The organism is Paenibacillus sp. Y660 (assembly GCF_057221575.1).
In genome coordinates this window covers 1-20,230 of record NZ_JBXBBJ010000008.1, presented here as the reverse complement: position 1 = coordinate 20,230, position 20,230 = coordinate 1, and the positions used below count along the sequence as shown (strand labels likewise).

At 50.3% G+C, this 20,230-nt stretch carries 19 protein-coding genes; 8 read left to right on the top strand and 11 right to left on the bottom strand.

Translation table 11 applies throughout. From position 1 onward, the window contains the following. Positions 1-65 precede the first annotated feature (65 nt). The 3 genes from AC2TDN_RS11645 to AC2TDN_RS11635 all read right to left on the bottom strand — a co-directional run bounded on the left by AC2TDN_RS11645 (position 66) and on the right by AC2TDN_RS11635 (position 4,980). Entirely contained in the window at positions 66-1,004 is a 939-nt protein-coding gene (locus AC2TDN_RS11645; RefSeq protein ID WP_484688108.1) for a hypothetical protein, read from the bottom strand. A 180-nt stretch (positions 1,005-1,184) separates the two neighbouring features. Beyond that, on the bottom strand, positions 1,185-3,212 hold the full coding sequence (locus tag AC2TDN_RS11640) for an ABC transporter ATP-binding protein (protein WP_484688107.1): 2,028 nt from the start codon (positions 3,210-3,212) through the stop codon (positions 1,185-1,187). Between the two features lie 22 nt (positions 3,213-3,234). Beyond that, entirely contained in the window at positions 3,235-4,980 is a 1,746-nt protein-coding gene (locus AC2TDN_RS11635) for an ABC transporter ATP-binding protein (RefSeq protein WP_484688106.1), read from the bottom strand. Between the two features lie 621 nt (positions 4,981-5,601). Here AC2TDN_RS11635 and hmpA point away from each other — a divergent pair. Further along, positions 5,602-6,837, top strand: a complete 1,236-nt coding sequence (gene hmpA, locus AC2TDN_RS11630; protein WP_482066027.1) for an NO-inducible flavohemoprotein — start codon at positions 5,602-5,604, stop codon at positions 6,835-6,837. Between the two features lie 5 nt (positions 6,838-6,842). Here the strand turns inward: hmpA and AC2TDN_RS11625 are convergent, their stop codons facing one another. The 6 genes from AC2TDN_RS11625 to AC2TDN_RS11600 form a co-directional block, all read right to left on the bottom strand. Continuing rightward, positions 6,843-7,355, bottom strand: a complete 513-nt coding sequence (locus AC2TDN_RS11625; protein WP_484688105.1) for a Crp/Fnr family transcriptional regulator — start codon at positions 7,353-7,355, stop codon at positions 6,843-6,845. Positions 7,356-7,474: 119 nt separating this feature from the next. Beyond that, positions 7,475-9,778 carry a helicase C-terminal domain-containing protein gene (locus tag AC2TDN_RS11620; RefSeq protein ID WP_484688104.1) on the bottom strand — a complete coding sequence of 768 codons (2,304 nt, stop codon included), beginning with the start codon at positions 9,776-9,778 and terminating at the stop codon, positions 7,475-7,477. 127 nt (positions 9,779-9,905) lie between these two features. Then, positions 9,906-10,301 (bottom strand): hypothetical protein, encoded by a 396-nt coding sequence (locus AC2TDN_RS11615; RefSeq protein WP_482066031.1) that lies wholly within the window; start codon positions 10,299-10,301, stop codon positions 9,906-9,908. Positions 10,302-10,355: 54 nt separating this feature from the next. Beyond that, entirely contained in the window at positions 10,356-11,864 is a 1,509-nt protein-coding gene (locus AC2TDN_RS11610) for a PP2C family protein-serine/threonine phosphatase (protein WP_484688103.1), read from the bottom strand. Between the two features lie 298 nt (positions 11,865-12,162). Then, positions 12,163-12,393 carry a cold-shock protein gene (locus AC2TDN_RS11605; protein ID WP_484688102.1) on the bottom strand — a complete coding sequence of 77 codons (231 nt, stop codon included), beginning with the start codon at positions 12,391-12,393 and terminating at the stop codon, positions 12,163-12,165. A gap of 157 nt (positions 12,394-12,550) precedes the next feature. Next, complete coding sequence (locus AC2TDN_RS11600; protein WP_484688101.1) at positions 12,551-12,865, bottom strand: hypothetical protein; 315 nt, start codon at positions 12,863-12,865, stop codon at positions 12,551-12,553. A gap of 163 nt (positions 12,866-13,028) precedes the next feature. On the opposite strand from AC2TDN_RS11600, the gene AC2TDN_RS11595 reads away from it, so the two are divergent. Then, positions 13,029-13,160: a DUF4023 domain-containing protein gene (locus AC2TDN_RS11595; protein ID WP_482066036.1), complete on the top strand. Its 132-nt coding sequence runs from the start codon at positions 13,029-13,031 to the stop codon at positions 13,158-13,160. 269 nt (positions 13,161-13,429) lie between these two features. Here AC2TDN_RS11595 and AC2TDN_RS11590 read toward each other — a convergent pair whose 3' ends face one another. Both AC2TDN_RS11590 and ggt read right to left on the bottom strand, forming a co-directional pair. Next, positions 13,430-14,623, bottom strand: coding sequence for an amidase (locus AC2TDN_RS11590; RefSeq protein ID WP_484688100.1), 1,194 nt, complete (start codon positions 14,621-14,623; stop codon positions 13,430-13,432). A gap of 34 nt (positions 14,624-14,657) precedes the next feature. Further along, the gene (gene ggt / locus AC2TDN_RS11585; RefSeq protein ID WP_484688099.1) at positions 14,658-16,238 is read right to left on the bottom strand and encodes a gamma-glutamyltransferase; all 1,581 of its coding nucleotides are present in this window, start codon (positions 16,236-16,238) and stop codon (positions 14,658-14,660) included. 255 nt (positions 16,239-16,493) lie between these two features. On the opposite strand from ggt, the gene chrS reads away from it, so the two are divergent. The 6 genes from chrS to AC2TDN_RS11555 form a co-directional block, all read left to right on the top strand. Continuing rightward, positions 16,494-16,976 carry a chromate efflux transcriptional regulator ChrS gene (chrS, locus tag AC2TDN_RS11580; RefSeq protein WP_484688098.1) on the top strand — a complete coding sequence of 161 codons (483 nt, stop codon included), beginning with the start codon at positions 16,494-16,496 and terminating at the stop codon, positions 16,974-16,976. 3 nt (positions 16,977-16,979) lie between these two features. After that, positions 16,980-17,615 (top strand): chromate efflux transporter ChrB, encoded by a 636-nt coding sequence (chrB, locus tag AC2TDN_RS11575; RefSeq protein WP_484688097.1) that lies wholly within the window; start codon positions 16,980-16,982, stop codon positions 17,613-17,615. Beyond that, positions 17,602-18,147 carry a chromate efflux transporter ChrA gene (gene chrA, locus AC2TDN_RS11570; protein ID WP_484688096.1) on the top strand — a complete coding sequence of 182 codons (546 nt, stop codon included), beginning with the start codon at positions 17,602-17,604 and terminating at the stop codon, positions 18,145-18,147. Before chrB ends, chrA begins: the two co-directional genes overlap by 14 nt. A gap of 254 nt (positions 18,148-18,401) precedes the next feature. Then, a complete protein-coding gene (locus tag AC2TDN_RS11565) occupies positions 18,402-18,698 on the top strand; it encodes a hypothetical protein (protein WP_484688095.1) in 297 nt (98 codons plus the stop codon). 764 nt (positions 18,699-19,462) lie between these two features. After that, positions 19,463-19,789 (top strand): transposase, encoded by a 327-nt coding sequence (locus AC2TDN_RS11560; protein WP_482069741.1) that lies wholly within the window; start codon positions 19,463-19,465, stop codon positions 19,787-19,789. 206 nt (positions 19,790-19,995) lie between these two features. After that, a partial coding sequence (locus AC2TDN_RS11555) for an IS3 family transposase (RefSeq protein ID WP_484688094.1) occupies positions 19,996-20,230 on the top strand: 235 nt, incomplete at its 3' end.

The window sequence follows — 20,230 nt, the reverse complement described above, 5'->3', positions numbered from 1 at the left end:
AAAAGGAGCTATTCCCCAAGATCAGAAACCTTGGGGACAGCTCCTTTCCCGCTGTTAAGGAGTGCTTATGCTGTTGCTGCTGACGAATCAGCCGTTTCTGCCGCCGACTGCTCTTTGGAAGCAACTCCATCCGGACATTCGCCGCGCGGGCCTTTGCCGCCAGATCCACCCTTGCCGCCCTCGCCTGGAGCTGGCAGTTCGCCGTTCACATGCTTTGTTGCATGCTCGACTGCTTCAGCCAGCCTTGTGTCGTACTGCTCCTGTGTGATCTCTCCGGCTGCAAGCTTCTCAGCCAGCTTCGTCTTCCGATCACTTGCAAGAGCATCAATAACGACTTGTACTTTAACACCCTTCTCGGCTGCAATAGCGGCAAGCGTCTTGCCAGCCTCTTGCTCAGTCCTCAGCCCTTCCGCCGTTAAGCCAAGCGCCGCGGCCGCGGCATCAAGATTTTTGCCAAACCCTTTATTACCGCCGCCGTCATGCTTCCCCATGCCGAGGCCCTTGGAATCGAGCAGCTTTTCCGCTGCCTTGAACGAATCCGGCTTCTTTAGCTCTGTCCCGGAATCCGGCTGCTTGTCCGTGTTCTCGGCAAGCGCAGCCGCTTCCAGCCACACTACAAGCTTCGCCTTCAGCTCCGCTCTTGTCTTCCCTTGCTCGGCCGCAACCTCCGCCAGTGTCAACGTTTTGAGCTTTGTCCGAAGCGCATCTTCTTCTAACCCTAAGTACGTCAGCAGCTGCTTTTGGATTTGTGCAAAGCCGTGTCCGCCGCGCTTGCCTGCGCGATCCTTCTTAGCTGAAGCATTCTCTGCTTGCGTATCCTGCACCAGATGCTTGTCGCTGCTGCTTGCCATTGCCGCATTTACGTATTGGCTTGCCCACAGGCCTCCGCCTCCAAGTGCCAGCGTTAGTGCGATTGCACCTGCTGTCATTGCTTTTGCTTTCTTCATTGTATCTTCCACCTTTCTCTTTCGATTTGTTGTTGCAAGACCTATCATAGCCAGCATTGCTTAAGCCTCCTTTAATGCCCGCTGAAAGTTGGCTGAATATTGGCTTTATATGGATACTTTCCTTTTTTTAGCTGCTTTAATTGAATACTTTTCTAACCTAGCTGCCAGCCGGTTCAAAGCCTAGCATTATAAAATAAAAACGGCTAAGCAGGATTTAATCCCGCTTAGCCGTTTTATTTATGCCGGTAAAGCTGCGCCAAATTGCAGCTGATACATAGCATAATACTTGCCCTGATGCTCCATAAGCTCATCATGGCTGCCGCGTTCGACGATAACACCGCGGTCAAGCACGAGAATTTGATCGGCATTGCGAATCGTCGACAGACGATGCGCGATAACGAAAGTCGTGCGGCCTTTCTTCAGCACGTCAAGCGCCTCTTGAATAATTGCTTCCGTCTCCGTATCAATGCTTGCTGTCGCTTCATCGAGAATGAGGATCGCCGGATCATAAGCGAGCGCCCTCGCGAACGAGATCAGCTGCCGCTGGCCGGCTGACAGCGTGCTTCCCTTCTCGATAACCGGCGCATCAATGCCGCCAGTCAGCTGGCTGAACATTTCATATGCTCCTACATCGCGAAGCGACTGCTCGATCTTCTCCCTGCTAATCGCCGGATTGTCCAAGCTGATGTTGGAGGCGATCGTTCCGGTGAACAGGAATGGGTCCTGCAGCACGATACCCATATGCTGACGAAGCATCTGCTTCGGCATATGCTGCACATCCGTGCCGTCCACGATGATCTTGCCCTCATTCGAATCATAGAAACGGAACAGCAGGTTAAGAATCGAGCTCTTGCCGGAGCCGGTATGGCCGACTAGCGCTACGGTCTGGCCTTGGCGTGCGTGGAAGGAAATATGCTTCAGCACGTATTCATCCTTTTTGTAAGCGAACGAAACGTCCTCGAACTTAACATCGCCCTTGTAGCGCTCCATTTTGCCCGGCACAACATCGATTCCTTCCTCATCCATCAGCTTGAAGACGCGCTCTGCGGATACGCGGGCCGTCTCCAAATTGGACAGCTGGTTGACGATTCCGACAATCGGCGCAAACATCCGGTTCATATAGTCGACGAATGCGTATAGCACGCCAACCGATACAGCCCCGCGGAGCGAATCGCCCCAGAACATCCAAATAACGATAAGGAACAAAATGTTCCGAATGACGTTAACCAAATTATGCGACGTAATCGAATTGAGGCTGAGCAGCTTGTTTTGATACTTGTAGTAATACTCGTTCATTTCCTCGAATTCCTTGGTCGTCTCCTTCTGGCGGCGGAACGCCTGAATGATCGTCATCCCTTGAATCGACTCATTGATCATGCCGTTAATTTCACTCAGCTTCGACCGTATAATCCGGTTGTAACGCGCTGCAAATTTCCGGTAAACAATAATCCAAACGATCAGTATAGGGATCAGCGGCAGCGCGATAAGCGCTAAACGCACATCCAATAGGAACAACGCTCCATAAATCGCAACCATATAAATAATGCCTGTGAAAAAATTCGCCAGCACCGCGACATAAAGCTCGCGAATCGCTTCCGTATCGTTCGTTACGCGCGAAACAACCTGCCCTGCCGACAAATTGTCGTAATAGTTCACAGGCAGCCGCTGCGTATGCGCGAAAATATCAGTACGCATCTTCCTAACGATACGATTGGCCGACGTTTGCAGCATAAGCCGCTGTCCATAAGTAAATACCGCAACGAGCAGCAAAAATCCAAAATACATAAAGGCCAGCTTCATTAATGAAGGAAACTCCGGCTTATAGAAGGAATAAAGCTCCTGCTTGCTAAGCTTCGTTACCGGGTAAGAAACGGTCTCTCCCGTATCCTTGTTCGTTACATTGAGGGTATTCCCCTCTACGACACGCTTGCCTTCCTCGGACTCAAGCGCCCCGTCCAGCCAATAAAATTGGCGTCCGACCTGAAGCACGCGAACCTCTTTGCCCTTCTGCTCCCCAGCGCCAGCGGCAAAGTGATCCTCGCGCTTATACCATTTATCTTTATAAAGAACCGCAAAGTCTTGCTCCGCCTCGACCTCATGCCACTTTTTCTCGATACCGAGAATGTTTTGGTCAATCATCCGTTTTGCAATCAATGGTCCTGCAAGCTCTGCGCATACTGCAAGCACAAGCAGCAATAGAGCAATCAGAATCGGTTTTTTATAAAGCATGGCGTATTGAAACAATCGTTTTCCTGTATTGCCCATTGTCCTTCACGCCTCCATTTTATTACGTTTCAATAATGGCTTCCAGCTGCTGTCGATCATACTGCTCGCGATACCAGCCGCCTTTCTCCAGCAATTGCTCATGCGTGCCTTCCTGCACGATCCGTCCCTCATCGAGGACGATGATCCAGTCGGCATGCTGCACCGCCGACAAGCGATGCGTTGTAATGAGCGTCGTCTTGCCTGCTCTTTCCGTACGGATGCCCTCAATAATTTCGGCTTCCGTCTTCCCGTCAACCGCCGACAAAGCATCGTCCATCAGCAATATTTCTGGATCGGCAATGAGCGCGCGCGCGATGCTGACCCGCTGCTTCTGACCGCCGGACAAAGCGACGCCTCTCTCGCCAACCATCGTTTCCAGCCCATCAGGCAGAAACTTAATATCCTTCGCAAACGATGCGCGTTCAAGCGCCCGCTGCAAATCCTCGTCCGTGCCTTCTTTGAGTCCAAAAAAGATATTTTCGCGAATCGTCTTCGAGAACAAAATAGGCTGCTGCGGCACATAGCCGATCCAGCCAAGCAGGTTGTCGATCTTCAAGCTGCTTAGCGATGTGCCGGAAATGCTGATGTCGCCTTGGCCAAGCGGATACTCCCGCAGCAGCTGCTTCAGGAGCGTCGTTTTGCCGCTGCCGGTTCTACCGACGATCCCAAGCGTCTGCCCTTGATGAAGCTTAAAGGAAACATCGCCGAGGTTATCCGTCGTAGAAGTAGGATAGCGGAACGTCACATTGCGGAATTGCAGCGACGTTGGCTCCTCCACCCGTGACGGCACGCTTGCATCCGCCACATCCTGCTTGTAGCCAAGCGTCTCGCTGACACGATCCAAGGAAGCATTGCCCCGCTGCATAATGTTAATGAGCTCGCCGATGGCGAACATCGGCCAGATGAGCATCCCAAGAAATACGTTAAAGGATACCAATTCGCCGAGCGTAATTTCGTTGTGGAACACGAGGTAGCCGCCATAGCAAAGGCCGATCAAATAGCTCGTTCCGACGAGTATTTTCATCGTTGGCTCAAATAAGGCGTCGATGCGCGCTACTGCGATATTTTTGCTAAGCACCTCATCTGTTTTGGCGCTAAAGCGCGCCTCGCTTGCTTCTTCCTGCACGAAGGCTCTAATGACCCGAACGCCGGATACCGATTCCAGCACCTGATCGTTCAAATCGCCGAACGCGTCCTGCGCATCCATGAACCGCTCGTGAATCTTTTTGCCATAATGCTTCATCGCCAGTGCCATGAGCGGCAGCGGCAGCAAGGCGGCAAGCGTGAGCTTCACGCTAATGAGCCCCGCCATAACGATTAGAATCGTAATCATAAACAAGGTCGAATCGATCAATGTCAAAATACCAAAGCCCGCCGTTTGCGCTACTGCTCCAAGGTCATTCGTTGAGCGCGCCATCAGATCGCCCGTGCGATTACGCTCATAGAAGGTAGGGGTCATTCGTAGAAAATGGCCCATTAACCGCGATCTAAGCAGCTTCTCCAGTACGAATGCCCCGCCAAACAGCTTGTAATGCCATATGTACGTGATGCCGTAACCAACAACCGTGAGTGCGATCCAGCTGTACAGGATGCGATCAAACTCTGCCTGCCCGAGCAAATCCTGATGGATGCCATCAATCGTATAGCCGATCAGCCATGGAGGAATGACATCGATAAAGCCTGTGAAAATAAGGAGTGAAACGGCGAGCGTATAACGCTTCCAATTCATTTTGAAAAACCAGCTTAATTTTTTGAGTACACTAAACATGCTTCTCTACCACACCTTCCGCTATCCATCCATACATCGTTTACCTTTAATTTATTCCCGAAGCAAGCGCAAACGGTTGTCTCCGGCCTTAGACGGCTGAAGCAAGTTTTGCGTTGAAATAGAGGTGCATACCACCTCTATATGCAAAAAAAGAAGCGTGTCGCCGTAACGACACGCTTCTTTATCTTGCAGAACGCGGCCTGGAAAACGGCTGGGTCCCGCACACATAAAAAAGGCGCATGATTACAGTGACGTAACCATGCGCCTCTAATGATCGGAATATCCTTAATCAAAGAGAAACGACGCGCGGATGGATTACGTTATTCATGTTCAAACGATCGTTCATTGCTGCTGTTGGGTGAAAATCAATGTGAATGTTCATGGAACGCAATCCTCCTCTCGATAAAATATATTAGTCACTTTACCATTGGTTCAAAATACTGTCAATACCCGAAAGCGCTTTTTTTCCAGCTCGAATGTAAGACGAGCCTCCTATCAACCTCATCCAAATGCCACTGCTGTCACAAATTGTTGCGGATTACTGTGATTTGGATCACAAGGCAAGCCGACCCCTGCGTCTATACTTGGCTTATAACCAAGTAGACTTTGGAGGGATTATTCATGTTAAGCCCACAATCGGTTCAAATCATTAAATCAACGGTACCCGTACTGGAAGTTCACGGCGTAACGATTACGAAACGCTTTTATCAACTGCTGTTCACCAATCACCCTGAGCTGCTGAACCTATTCAATCACGCTAACCAGAAGCAGGGCAGACAGCAAACCGCGCTCGCCAATGCCGTTTATGCGGCCGCACTCCATATCGACAACCTGGCAGCTATTATTCCCGTCGTGAAGCAAATCGGGCATAAGCATCGCAGTCTGGGCGTAAAAGCTGAGCATTATCCGGTAGTCGGCAAATATTTGCTGATGGCGATCAAGGATGTACTGGGCGAAGCGGCTACCGAAGACATTTTAAATGCATGGGCAGAGGCTTACGGCATCATTGCGGACGCTTTTATCAGCATCGAGAAAGAGATGTATGTGGAGGCGCACACGCAGGCTGGCGGATGGGAAGGCTTTCGCGCGTTTCGCGTGGATCGGAAGGAGATGGAGAGCGATGTCATTGCTTCTTTATACCTGGTGCCAGAGGATGGCGGCGCACTACCAAGCTTTGAGCCGGGTCAGTACGTGAGCGTCAGGGTCGATCAGGAAGGCGCGGAGCATACGCAGATCCGTCAGTACAGCTTATCTGATGCATCTGGAAAGCTCTATTACCGGATTTCGGTGAAACGCGAGGATGCTGCAGCTGGTCGTCCCGCAGGCCAAGTATCCGCCTATTTGCACAACCATATAGACGTAGGCGCCACGTTGTGGCTGTCGGCTCCTGCGGGTGATTTTACGCTGAATACAGCAGATAAACGTCCGGTGGTGCTGCTTAGCGGAGGGGTCGGCTTGACGCCTATGCTCAGCATGCTGAATACGCTCGTTGACCGCTATCCGGAGCGTCCGGTTACGTTCATTCACGCCGCTCAAAACGGAGCTCTACACGCCATGAGGCAGCAAGTGAGCTTGCTTGCCAGCAAGCATCCTCAGCTTTCTGTCTACTACTGCTACGAGAATCCGATGGAAAGCGACAGGAAGCAGCAGCTCTTCCATAAGGAAGGTTACATCGATCTGCCTTGGCTGCAGACGGTGATTGCGGAGAAGAATGCTTCCTTTTACTTCTGCGGTCCGACACCGTTTATGGCAGCCATTAATCATTCGCTTCGACAGCTTGGTGTTCCAGATTCGGATATCCATTACGAATTTTTTGGCCCTGCAGCTAGTCTGGAGCTTGCCTCCGCAAACGGCTAGAACACTTACTCTACCTTTCCCTTGGACTGCGCGCGCAGCAGCCGATTGACCGTCTCGCGGCGAAGGCCGATAAGCTGTCCAATCTCATCTTGGGTCAGCACATCGGTGATCGCAGCGGGCGAAGTGTAAGCCGCGAACCATTGCTGCAGCTTGCTCAGCTTATCGGCGGGCGCAACCTGCGTCAATTGATCGATTCGCTGCTGCATCATTCTCAGCTTGCTTTGCAGGAGCAGCGCAACCTCGCGGCTTTTCTCTGCGCTTTGCTTGAGCTCCTCGTACCATTGCTGAGGCGGTACGATATCCACCTCGCAGGTTACGAGCGCAACCGCCGTACCATGATAAGGCATCGGGCTGATCAGCGAATGATGCGGAATGATTTCATTTGGCAGGATGATATTGACGAGATATGGATTGCCATCCTCATGCACGCGAACGATTTTCAGCAAGCCGCTCCTCAGGTGAAAGAGCGAGCCGCTTTCCCCTTGATGGAACAACGTTTCTCCTTTATGCAGCAGCATCGAATTCCCCTTTTTCTACGAGCCCATTCGGTTTTCCGGCTGGGCTTTTTTTTGTTTTGGCGCAGCAAGCCGAATATCGGCTAATCCGAAATCCGACACCGCCATGTTACAGAAACGGATTACCCCTTCCACTCCTCCGGCAAAAGCCGCTGGTAATGCGATTGCAAATACCGATCGTCTATGAGCACGAGCGTTCCGCGATCGGTTTCCGAGCGAATGAGGCGCCCTCCCGCCTGCAGCACCTTGTTCATCCCCGGGAAGACGTAAGCATAATCATAGCCGCTCTTGCCCTGCTCGTTAAAATACTCCTTCAGCATATTCCGCTCTACACCCAGCTGCGGCAGTCCAACGCCAACCACGATTACACCGATTAATCGGTCGCCAGCCAAATCAACGCCCTCCGAGAACACGCCGCCCATCACCGCAAAGCCAATCAAAGACTTCCCGCTCCCAGCCTGAAAGGTCTCCAAGAAACGATCGCGCTCTTCCTCCGACATATCCGGTCTTTGCAGCAGCACCTCTGCATCCGAGTCATCGCCGGCAGGAGTCGACCACTCCTTCAGCTCCATATACGTCTCATAAACCGCGTTCATGTAGGCGTAGGAAGGGAAAAACACGAAATAATTTCCCGGCCGCTCGCCCATCAGCTTCAATATCAGCTTCGCGATCGGCAGCTTCGATTCATCCCGGTCATGATATCTGGTAGAAAGAGGATTAATGACGACATCAAGCTGCTCCTTTGCAAAAGGTGACGGCACCGCGAGCGTATAATCATCCTCACCCGCTCCCAGCATGTCCATATAATACGAGACCGGCGAGAGCGTGGCAGAGAAATAAATATGCGAGCGGTAGCCTTTGCCCATCTGCTGCAGCAATTGCGAAGGATCTAGGCAAAACAGCTTCAGCCTTACCTCGTTTTTCGATAGCTCAATATAGACGACATAGCGCTCATCAAACAGCTTTGCCGTTCGGATAAAGTTTTGCGCGTTAAAATAAGCATCCAGAAGCGTTCCGCTTCCGGTAATGCCTGCCGCCAGCGCTTGCTCCGCTGCAGACGCGAAAGCATCCACCAGCCCGACCAGCTCCTCCGGCAGCTGGCGCTCTACCAAATGCGGAGCACCGTCGCTGCTTTTGCGCAGCGCGATAAAATAATCGTTGATTGCCTTTGCCGTCCGGTAGCCCTCGTTATGCACGCCCTTCAGCTCACGCTGCAGCGCAAGGAAAGGAGCCTTCGTCAGCTCCCCGGAGAACATCTCCCGCGCCCGGTCGACAAGGTTATGCGCTTCATCGACAAGCAGCGCCGTCCGCTTCTTCATCTCTGCATATTGACGCTTAAACGAAATACGCGGGTCAAAAATATAATTGTAATCGCACACGACCGCATCTGCTGCGTAAGCCAAATCGAGCGAATATTCGAATGGGCATACGCGATGCTTATGTGCGTAGGCTTCGATCACCGATCGGGTCATGACCGTCTCATTTTCCAATATATCAAACACCGCTCCATTGATGCGATCATAATAGCCATCCGCATACGGACAATGCTCCTTCTCGCAGCGCACTTCCTCTTGAAAGCAAATTTTATCTTTCGCCGTAATCGTTACGGCATGCAGTTGCAAACCCTTATCGCGCATCAACAGCAGAGCATCCTCGGCTGCCGCTCTCGTCGTCGTTCGCGCCGTCAAATAATAAAAGCGCTGCAGCATGCCCGCGCCCATCGCTTTGAGAGTCGGATAGGTCGTCGAAATCGTTTTGCCGATGCCGGTGGGAGCTTTCGCAAATAAACGAACGCCCTCCTCAATCGATTTATAGACTGCCCCTGCAAGCTTCCGCTGCCCGGCGCGATAGGTATCAAACGGAAAGGCCAGCTCGCGAATGCTCTCGTTTCTAACCTGTTCATGCCTGCGGCGCAGCTGCGCATAAGGCGCGTAACGGGAAATAACCTCATGCACATACTGCTCCAGCTCCTCGAAGCTAGCCTCTCTAACGAATCGACGCTCCTCCTCCGTCGCAGTCTGGACATAGGTGAGCTGCACGCGCATCGCCGCCTGCTCATGCTCCTTAGCGTACATATAGGCATAGAACAAAGCCTGCGCCCAGTGAACGGGAAAACCATCCTCGGTTATTCGATCCAAATCACTGCCGGTCGACTTTATCTCATCAACAGTAAGCAACGGTTCTGTCCCAAGCAGCCCGTCACAACGTCCATCCACAACAAACAACAGATCATCCACCGCGATGTCCGCTTTGACGTAGACCTCCTTCTGATCCTGCTCGCCGTAGGTACGCTGCACTCTCTGATGTGCCTTCGTACCTTCATGCATCGTATCGATTGCATTTAGTCTGACGTCGATGCTTCCGCTAAGAAACACATATTCGACTAAGTTTCTTACCGAAATCGTGACCGTATCATGGATTTGCATAACGTATCATTTCCGCTCCCATAAAGAACATTTGTTCTTCATTGTAACACAAGCCGCGCTTGCGCAACCTTATCCCATGCATAAAAAAGGGACGCCGCTGCGTCCCTCCTTACGTTACTTAGTCCTATTAGAGCACTTCCTCATCCGTCTCATCCTCCGGATGATTGCCGACGCCGTTCAACAAGTCAGTGCCATGAAACTCCTCGCTTGGCGATGCAGGGTCAATCGGACTGCCTTTCGCAACGGCATCCGCATCGGGTACAGCTGCCAGCTCCTCCGAAATCTCCTCTGCTGTATCGACCTCATCAGAGCTTAGCTCATCTTCACTCTCTATTGCTGCTGGAATATGCGACTCATGCACATGCGCGTTCTCATGCGGATGCTGCTTTTGCAGCAGCTCCGATGCGTCAGAAACCGCACCGTCTTGCACCTCTTCCGTAAATAAACCAAACGATGGGTCTATATCCTTCTCCGTCACTAAGCTGCTCGATGTATGGTTATCGCGATCATGTCCGTTTGCCATTTCAATTACCTCCTCAGTCGTTTCTACCCTATAGTACCCACAATCTGGGCTGTTCTAACCAAAAAAAATGCTACAGGCTGCAATCACGATGGTCGCATTATCTTGATAGGGCCTTTGCTTCGCGAGGACATGCTCCAAAATAAAGGCTGCGGCATCTTGAGGGGATTGGCGCACCGCCTCCTCCAGCAAAGTCCCCGATAAATCATCATAAAGGCCATCGCTGCAGAGTATAACCCAATCACCTGGCGCCAGTTGCAGCGGCATTTGGTTAGCATCGATCTCGATTATGCGGGGAATGCCGAGATAGCTCGTCAATAAATGACGCTCTGGATGCGAATCGGCTTCCTCTTGGGTAAGCTTGCCTACCTGAACAAGCTCATTCAACCGATTCGCAAATAAATGGTCCCGCGTCAAAGGTATAAGCACGCCGTCTCGATACAAATAAATGCGGCTGTCCCCAGCCGATATCCAGTGCAGCTGTCCCTCCTGAATAACGACGGCAATAAGCGTCGTTCCAACGCTCCATTCCAGCTCATGGTACAGCGCCAGCTCATAGACCGCTTTATTCGCCAAATGCAGCGATTGCTCCAATACCCGCGGAATGGAATCCTCCCCTTCCGTTATGCTTGTAAACTCGCTTAGCATCGTCTGCACCGCCAGCTCACCTGCCTCCTTGCCCATCTCATAACCGCCCATCCCATCAGCCAGCACGGCAAACACGCCATTGCTCTTCATTTCATCCGAATTAGCCAAGACCGCTAACCCAAATGAATCCTGCTGCTCCTCGCGCTCGCCGATATGCTGCGCATAGCCGGTTATAATTTTGATTGCGGCTGCGGCTGCGGCTGTGGCGGCTCCGTTATCGGAGCTTTGTTCGGCAACGGCTGTGCCTCCATCTTCAGAGCTTCGTTCAGCAGTAGTTCCGACTCCTTCTTCGGATATATGTACATCAGTGACTTCGACTCCATCTTCGGTTCTTTGTTCATCAGTGACTTCGTCTCCATCTTCGGATCTTTGCTCATCAATGGCTGCTTCTCCATCATCGAATCCTTGTTCATTAGCTGCTGCGTCTCCAGTATCTGATCTTGGATCTTCAGCGGTATGTGCAGCCGACGCTAGCGGTTCCATGGATAGCTTATCAATGGGTGGTTGTATTAGACCATCTTTTGGAATAATTGTTGAGGGAACTTTGGGAGGGTCTGTTGGAGGGTCTGTTAATGTAACTTTGGGAGGAATTATTAAAGGTACTGCTGCTGTATGCGTATTAGTAGTCGCTATGGCAAGATCCACTTTGGGCCTAGGTTTAGGATGAGCAGCTTGCACAGAGGCATCTCTTTCATTGCTTGTGCGTCTCCGACTTGAAGGCAGATCGAATACAAATACAGCCAGCAATGCCCCAAAGCCAATCATGGTGCCCACGAGACCCCTTTCGAAAAACTCGAGTTGCTGCTTGCTCCACAGCTGATCAAGCTGCTCATCCGGTATAGCCTTTATTCCGATAAACGCCATTACGAGCAGCAATAGAACAACTGCCAAACCCCTATTTATCCATTTTCTGACCATACGATCCCCCGCCTCGCCTCAGCTTGTCACTCATCTACATTTTTATTTCTCGGCGCTTCGATTTATACCGAAACCATCGTCATTGGCCGAATAAGAATGACAACATAATGATACAAGTCAAGCTGTGCGTCAAAATGGGCATGATGTTTAGGACATATTGTATGAGAATTGCTGCTTAAGTACCGAGGCGACCCATCTACGATCAAGCGTGATATTGGAACAGAAAGAAGCCAAGCTCGGCATGAACGGCTGCTGCCATTCTTGCGAAGCTTGGCTTCTCTCTGCGATTAAGAGCCACCTATGCGATCGGTGTGCCCTTCTTGAGCGTCTTCATATCACTATTGGAGTTATTGAGCGCGGGCAGCATTTTCTCGCCGCTGACCATCGGTTCATGGCAGATCAAGCAAGTTGGAACGTGATCAAAAGCAAAGTTATCCCGCATCCAACTGTTGCACCCTTCCGTCTCACATGTCCATACCTTCGTGTTTTCTTCCGGAATCTCTTCAAGCGGTTTTTTACGATTGTACATGGTCAGCCCCCTTCGCGCTAAAAAAGGAAAAACTGCCTCGAACTTATGAGTAAGGGGCAGTTATCATTTATAAACAGCAGTGTATTGTGAATATTTGCTTCAAACTTGCAATTGATCTCATTGTACCATATTTCGTCCAATAAAGGCAAATCTCAGCCTATGGTTTTGCGCCTTTTTTTTTGGAAAATCGCTGTAATAAGCAAATATCTGCTCTACGGGCTTGAAATACAGATGTCCGTCCTCCCATGGCTGAAAATGCAAGTCCATTCTGGCGATCGGCCAATGGACTGGCGTCCCGGATGTGCTTAATTTGCCGGGCAGCACAGGCTCCTCCACGATTGCCGGGAATTCCTGATAGCCAAACAGCAAATTTTCGTGCAAGCTGATGCACCTCTGTTCCCTGCTTCGCCGCTTCAATCGCTTCCTCTTCAAAGCCTTCCTTTATGTACGCCCGCGCCATTGTATTATTCATTTGTTGTCCCTGTGACACATATCGCTATCATAAGGGAGGACAAGCGCTGCTTTCAATCGCTATTTTACCAATATACGGGCTGAGCGCCGGATTTTTTTGTTGATTGGATATTCTAATTAATGAAGTTGTGAAGCATTGCTCAAAATAGAGGAGGATGAGTGTATTGGAAAGCACAAGCGAGTTTGTCGCAAAGTTAAAAGCTACTCAGCACAAGGCTGAGCTTAACAAAAGACGCAACGGTAACGGCAACCCGGCTGAGCGGCTGAGCACTAAGCAGCACAGCACCAATAAATAGCAGCGAAAGCAAAAGCAGACCCCTAGCGAACTACAGCTAAGGGTCTGTCTCATATGGTCTTCAACCCTCGAAAATTACGCTAATGAGCTAAATTAGTGAGAGGCTCCAGCTCGCCAAGACGAATTAGGTCAAATATCTCCCTGCTCCAACTCGTTCCTTCCGCTTCATTAATCGTCTCCAATAGAACAAACCCATTCGTGCTCGGAAGCGCGGCTAGCTCCCTTCCATTCACCTTGATGGATGTTAACTACATTGGTTTAAGCTCCTTTTCATACGCTCAATGGCTTTATCCTTACAGCCACTCGGTCAGCTACCCACTCCAGCAGCCTCATATCTTGATTTCGGCCCGCGATAAAGGAAATGCCAATTGGACAGCCCTGCTCGCCAGCAATCGGAACTGTCACCTGAGGCAGCCCCGCAAGTCCAGCCACGCAGCTCATTTCGAGCGTTTGCACCCTGCGTCGCTCGACCTCTGAGCCCTTCATATTTAGCGGCGGCGCAATAGCAGGCACAGTCGGCGCAACAAGCACGGTATCCTCACCTAGCCATTCATCCATCCTCATGCGTATCTCTTCTCGAAGGATATAAGCTGCTCCGCTTTCCTCCAGCTTAAGCCCGCTTGCCCAAGCAAATCGCTCGGCGATGCCCGGCCCGAAGGAAGGCTTCACGCGTGTAATCCACTCCTGATGCTCCCGCCAAATTTCCAGCCCTTGAATTGTGCGAAAAGCATTCATCCATTCCCGCAATCCGTTCGGTGCTACAACGATATCCTCCAGCTGATCGGCTAATTCGCGCAAAGCCGGAAAATAACGCGACGCAGCAGCGTATGAATGCTCATCCGTTAATGACCATAAATCATCTGCAAATGCCATTCGTGGAAAAGCCGCTTCTCCGCTCCCTTGCGTATCCAGCAGCACACGACCCACATCTAGCAGCGTATTCGCATCGCGGGCCATCCAGCCTACCGTATCGAAGCTTGGCGCAAGCGGGATAAGCCCGCTCACATCAATAACTCCATGAGTAGGCCGGATGCCGTAAATGCCGCAGTAAGCGGATGGAACACGAACCGAGCCTCCCGTGTCGGTGCCAATGGCAAAGTCAGCCAAGCCAGCTGATACCGCAACCGCCGAGCCGCTTGAGGAGCCTCCCGGAATGCGCCCTATCGCTTTCGGATTCACAGGCGTGCCATAATGCGCGTTCTCGCCATTAATGCTGTACATGATCTCATCGGTAATCGTCGTTCCTATTAGCTTCGCGCCGCTGCCAAGCAGCTTATCTACAACCACTGCATTTCGAACTGACGGTCCATGTGTTCGAAGCCAATCCGGATTGCCTGCTCCCGGCGTGTGGCCTGCAATATCGAACACATCCTTAACTGCAAACGTCTTGCCGCTCAAGCTGCCTTCACTTAGAGGCAGAGCAACCACTTGTTCATTCGCATACGCATTCCAGTTACGCTTCATCTATATCTCTGCCTCCACGTCACTCATCTTCGATCTACCAACCTATTGCCGCGCCATCGCTCCGCGGGTCCGAGCCGCCTTGCAGGAAGCCCTGCTCGTCGCGCAAAATCGCATGAGCATGCCCCATAACGCCGTCAAAATCATTCACCTTCCGCACGATATGGCCGGCTTGTGCCAGAGACTCCAATACTTCGGCGGAAACGCGTCCCTCTATTTTCAACTCCTGCGTAGCCTCTCCCCATGTTCGGCCCCATACCCACCTAGGCTCGTTAATCGCTTGCTGCGGGTCCATGCCGTAATCAATCATCCTCGTAAACATCGCAGTCTGCGTTTGCGGCTGTCCTTCCCCGCCTTGCGTGCCGTATAGAACAGCAGGCTTGCCATCTCGGCAAGCCATAGCCGGCATAAGCGTGTGGAACGTCCTTTTGGCCGGCTTCAAACTGTTCACATGCCCTGGGTCAAGCGAGAAAAACGAGCCGCGATTTTGCAATAAAACTCCCGTATTGCCTGCCACGACGCCAGATCCAAACTCGAAATACAAGCTTTGGATAAAGGAGACCGAATTGCCCTCCTCGTCCATGACGGCTGCATAGGCGGTATCGCTGCCAAGCACCTCTGATTTTTCCGTTGAAGCACGGTTTAATTCAATAGAAGCTGCTAAGCTTGCTGCATAGCTTTTGTGCAGAAGCCGCTCAAGCGGCACGTTCGTAAATGCGGGATCGGATAAATATTTATTCCGGTCGCGGAAGCTCAGCTTAAGCGCCTCAATGCAAAGCTGATAATAATCATGCGAGCCATGGGCGATATCGCCCAGCTTGAACTGCTCCAATATATGAAGCGCCATAATGCCGGAGAATCCCTGCGAGTTCGGAGGCATCTGATGAAGCGTGTAGCCTCTGTATGACCCCTCGACCGGCGTTACCCAATCGCCATGGTGATCGGCAAAATCATCCGCTGTCAGAAGTCCATCATGATTCCTAAGGAAACTCGTAATCTCCTTTGCGGTCTCGCCTTTATAAAATTCATCGCGTCCAAATTCGGCTAAGCGGCGCAGCGTCTTCGCAAGGGCTGGCTGGCTGAAGCGCTCCCCTGCCTTAACCGCATGGCCGCCAGGCAAGTAAATATCCGCGGTCTCAAGCGTCCTGGCAAGCACAGCTTCGTTTTGAACCGTATTGTTATATTGATCCTTCGTCATCGGAAAGCCGTTCTCAGCATATTCAATAGCGGGAGCCAGCACCTCCGCCCATTCCAAGCGCCCATACTCGCGATGAACCGCATCCCAGCCGTCTACCATTCCAGGAACCGTTACAATGCTGCCTATGCCTCGGTTCGGAATCGCCGCCATCCCTGCATATGCGCTGATGTTTGCGTTATAGCCCGATCTGCCGCTAGCGTTATAACCGCGAACCTTGCCCTCGGACTGCTCATAGCTAAGCCAAAAAGAATCTCCTCCGAGACTCGTCATATGCGGGTAAACGACTGCAAGGCAGGCGCTGACAGCGACAGCGGCGTCAAACGCATTGCCGCCCTGCGCTAAAATACGAGCGCCAGCAGCAGTAGCTAAATAATGAGGGCTTACGACCATTGCTTTTGTACCGATTACGGACTGATTCACGGCTACCACTCCCAAAAATAGTGTCATATTGAATGAGTCATGCAAGGCGATTTGCAACATGGTAGATAACATAACATCTTATATGAATTTAAAATACCATCTAAATAGGAGATAGGCAACTAAAATGTAATCACTTTTAACATAATGTATTGAAAACGAATGAGTTTGTGTATATATTTATACATATGGTAATTAAATGATGATATTACAAGACATCTTGAATTGACACCAAATGAAATTGGAGCTGATATAAATATGCAAACGAAACCTGTCGTTGAAACCTCCACGATGGAAATTGATGATATTGATCGTAAAATCATAGCTGAACTCAATATCAATGGGAGAATATCTTACACAGACCTTGCGAAAGAGATCGGTTTGTCGCGAGTAGCCGTTCAATCCCGCATTAATGCGCTCATGGATGGCGGTGTAATCGAACGCTTTACGGCCGTTATTAACCCAGAGCGAATCGGCATTCACGTTTCAGCCTTTTTTAACGTTGAGGTTGAGCCCAAGCATCTTCACGCTGTTGCCGATCAGCTTTCAACTGAGCCATTCGTAACGAGTCTTTACCATATGACCGGTCCGAGCAAATTACATATGCACGGTCTATTCCGCAACAATCAGGAGATGGAGCATTTTCTGAAGGAGAAGCTGTACACGCTGCCCGGCATCATGAGCGTTGACTGCCAGGTTCTTATTAATCGTTATAAGAGCCGTATGGGAATGAGGTTGTAACGCATGGCGAGCAAAATAATGAGTAACCGCTACATGCAGCTGTCGTGGGCCATGATGAAAACAGGCATTATCGGTTACGGCGGCGGACCGTCCGTTATTCCGCTTATTCGCTACGAGGCGGTTACGAATTACAAATGGATTGAGGATGAGGAATTTGGCGAAATTCTCGCTCTTGCCAATGCTTTGCCCGGACCCATCGCAACGAAGATTGCAGCTTATCTTGGCTACCGGGAAAAAGGGACTCTAGGCGCCATCGTCTCCGTGCTTGCTCATATTGTCCCGTCAGGCATTGCGATGATCTTGCTGCTATCGACCGTTCAATTTCTAAGCAGCGCCGCCTTCATTCAGGGAATGATCGGCGCTGTCACACCCGTTATTGCCGTCATGCTTGGCATGATGGCCTATGAATTCGGTGAACGGGCCGTCAAAGGGCTAGGCAAATATGTCGGGTTCGGTTTCTTTGCTTTGGCATTCGGATTGCTGCAGGGCATTCATATTCATCCCGCTATCGTTATCGTTTTATTTCTTGGATATGGCGCCTTTCATCTCAGAACGGTCGCTGCCCTTCAGCGAAGAAAACAAAAGAAGCAGCAGCGCAGCGCACAGCAGAAGGAGGGTGTAACGCGTGGAATGGATTAATTTGGTCATCGGCTTCTTTATAGCCAACGTTCTCGGCTACGGCGGCGGCCCCGCTTCGATCCCGCTCATGTACCGGGAAATCGTGACCAACCATGAGTGGTCGACGCCGGTCGAATTCTCGAACATACTCGCCCTAGGGAACGCACTCCCAGGCCCGATCGCAACAAAAATCGCCGCCTTTATCGGCTACGATGTTGGCGGCTGGATCGGCTCTATTGTCGCCTTGGCGGCAACCATCGTACCCTCAGCCGTTGCGCTCATTCTACTGCTCAAGGTGCTCCAGAAGCATCGCCAATCACCCGTCGTAAAAGGGATGACCCTGCTCGTACAGCCCGTCATCGCCATTATGATGTTGCTGCTCACTTGGCAAATGGCCCAGAGCTCCGTCGAATCTATCGGCATTATTCAATCGTTGATCATTGCCGCCGTCGCCTTCTGGGCGATGCAATTCCGCAAGATCCACCCAGCCATTGTCATTGTGATCGCATTCGTATATGGCGGACTTGTAATTCCTCATTTGAACGTGCTGTGATAGCATTTGTAAACAAACAGGACTGCCCACCCGCTACGCTTTCTTTTTGGGGAGGACAGTCCTGTTTTAACATCTTGCGATCGCTTTGGGAAAATTTCGACTTTTCATTGCTCTTGACACAATCCGAGATATTCAAACGAAGCGGAGCACCGTCATGGATGCTTTGCTTTATGTACGTCATCGGATTGATCTCTGAATGCTCATCGGTTGTACAAATGAGCGCACTGGCTGGCAACGATGCTCTACTTTAACTCATGTTTAAACCCTACAAACTCGCACAATACACGCTCAGCCGGTTTTTCACATTCCCCCATTCATGGCTGACCTTTGGGAATAAACGTGTTGCAAGACTTTATGAAGAACTAGAAACTGCGCTTCAAGAAGGCGATGTTATTAATCTCGACGATACGCATAACGTTCATCCCTATGCAAAGAAGCTACCGTTTCTGAGCTGGCTCATGGACTCTTCATCGAAAACATACAACTGGTGTATGAACCTCGTTTTCCTGAAGGCGGTGCTCGGAAATGGACTTGAATATCCGTTGTTCTAACGCGCTTGGCACAAAGTGTCTGGCGATGAGGCTGGCATAACCAAGTTTGATTTAGTCAGACAAATGCTGCTCATGCTGCGTGAGTCGGTCACTTGCCGCCTCTGGGTAGCGATGGACCGATGGTATTTATGTAAAGACTTTTTCGTTTTCTTGGCCCAAGAATCTCTCCATGAACATGTAGCCGATTTATCCAAGCATAGATTCTCACAATTACCGATTAATCTCATGAACTACATGAATCTCTGCATGAATAAACCGGCCACCAAGGTTTCAGAAGAGTCTTTGGCCCGTACGAAGAAATAATGCTTACAAAGCGGAAGAAGCTTGTAAGCGCGCCACGTATGCAGCTTTTTTCAATGCTCAATGATCGATCTTTTTGCATGATAGCAGTCATTTGGAAAGATTAAATTCGCAACTCATAAGCAAAAAGTATGATTATTTTTCATGGTTATCCACAGTTCTGCCCACAGCGCTCTAAACGATCACACCGATAATGTACTGATCGATAAATAGGAAGGTAAGAATCATAAGGGAAAGGAGTACCAAACCACCTGAAATAAAAGTCGGTGCTAACTTCTTCTGAAGGTTGAAGCAAATAAATAAGAAAAAGCCTATACGTGTTAATAACAATAAAACAAGCGCAAATAAGATGTGCATACATAAACTCCTCTTTATAACAAAGGCCGCTCTATTTAGCCCCTATTTAGACTTGGACAGTACACCCCTTACTTAGATACAATGAAATCAGTGGAGGGGAACACAATATGACGAAGAAACAGTACGACTTAAACTTTAAGAAAATGGTTGTTGCTAAGGGCAAAGAGATTGGCAATATGACAGCGGTAGCGCGTCAACATGAGCTTGATCCTAAGATGGTTCTCAGATGGGCCAGAGAGTTGAACCGTAAGGATCTGGATCAGTTGGACGGGAACAGCATCAAGCAAGCAAAGTTTGTTCCTACTGCAGAAGATTATGCACAGCTTGAAAGAGAAAATGAAAAACTAAAGAAGCTCTATGCAGAGCAAGCCCTAGAGAGGGATATTCTCAAAGACCTACTAAAAAAAACGAACCCGCACTTGCGGATAAAATAGAGATTGCTCAGAAGTATATCGTACAAGGGTATAGCATCAGCTTCGTGCTGCGTGTACTGGAAGTAGAGCGATCCACGTACTATTCACATGTTAATAGAAGGCGGCAAGTTCAAGAGACTATACACAGGGTTGGTCGCCCCGCACCTGGTTTTTCTTATACACAAGACGGCAAGCCCGTTAGCGATGAGCAAATCTGTGAATGGGTCATGGAATTCTTAGCAGGAGAAGGCGCTGCGTACGGCTATCGCAAGCTTACTGTGCTTCTTAGAAGACGCCATAAACTGAAGATCAACAAGAAGAAAGTGTACCGTCTGTGCAAGCTAATGGATGTGCTTCGTCCACAGCGAAAAATAAAGTTAAAGCATCCTAAGCGTTTAGCGAACAATCGCGTGATAACGGATTCTAATCAGTTGTGGGAGGTTGATATTAAGTACGGATGGA

Excerpts from the sequence above, each read along its gene's own strand:
- AC2TDN_RS11645 (WP_484688108.1), bottom strand. The coding sequence starts at position 1,004 with ATGCTGGCTATGATAGGTCTTGCAACAACAAATCGAAAGAGAAAGGTG.
- AC2TDN_RS11640 (WP_484688107.1), bottom strand. The coding sequence starts at position 3,212 with ATGGGCAATACAGGAAAACGATTGTTTCAATACGCCATGCTTTATAAA.
- AC2TDN_RS11635 (WP_484688106.1), bottom strand. The coding sequence starts at position 4,980 with ATGTTTAGTGTACTCAAAAAATTAAGCTGGTTTTTCAAAATGAATTGG.
- hmpA (WP_482066027.1), top strand. The coding sequence starts at position 5,602 with ATGTTAAGCCCACAATCGGTTCAAATCATTAAATCAACGGTACCCGTA.
- AC2TDN_RS11625 (WP_484688105.1), bottom strand. The coding sequence starts at position 7,355 with ATGCTGCTGCATAAAGGAGAAACGTTGTTCCATCAAGGGGAAAGCGGC.
- AC2TDN_RS11620 (WP_484688104.1), bottom strand. The coding sequence starts at position 9,778 with ATGCAAATCCATGATACGGTCACGATTTCGGTAAGAAACTTAGTCGAA.
- AC2TDN_RS11615 (WP_482066031.1), bottom strand. The coding sequence starts at position 10,301 with ATGGCAAACGGACATGATCGCGATAACCATACATCGAGCAGCTTAGTG.
- AC2TDN_RS11610 (WP_484688103.1), bottom strand. The coding sequence starts at position 11,864 with ATGGTCAGAAAATGGATAAATAGGGGTTTGGCAGTTGTTCTATTGCTG.
- AC2TDN_RS11605 (WP_484688102.1), bottom strand. The coding sequence starts at position 12,393 with ATGTACAATCGTAAAAAACCGCTTGAAGAGATTCCGGAAGAAAACACG.
- AC2TDN_RS11600 (WP_484688101.1), bottom strand. The coding sequence starts at position 12,865 with ATGAATAATACAATGGCGCGGGCGTACATAAAGGAAGGCTTTGAAGAG.
- AC2TDN_RS11590 (WP_484688100.1), bottom strand. The coding sequence starts at position 14,623 with ATGAAGCGTAACTGGAATGCGTATGCGAATGAACAAGTGGTTGCTCTG.
- chrS (WP_484688098.1), top strand. The coding sequence starts at position 16,494 with ATGCAAACGAAACCTGTCGTTGAAACCTCCACGATGGAAATTGATGAT.
- chrB (WP_484688097.1), top strand. The coding sequence starts at position 16,980 with ATGGCGAGCAAAATAATGAGTAACCGCTACATGCAGCTGTCGTGGGCC.
- AC2TDN_RS11565 (WP_484688095.1), top strand. The coding sequence starts at position 18,402 with ATGTTTAAACCCTACAAACTCGCACAATACACGCTCAGCCGGTTTTTC.
- AC2TDN_RS11560 (WP_482069741.1), top strand. The coding sequence starts at position 19,463 with ATGACGAAGAAACAGTACGACTTAAACTTTAAGAAAATGGTTGTTGCT.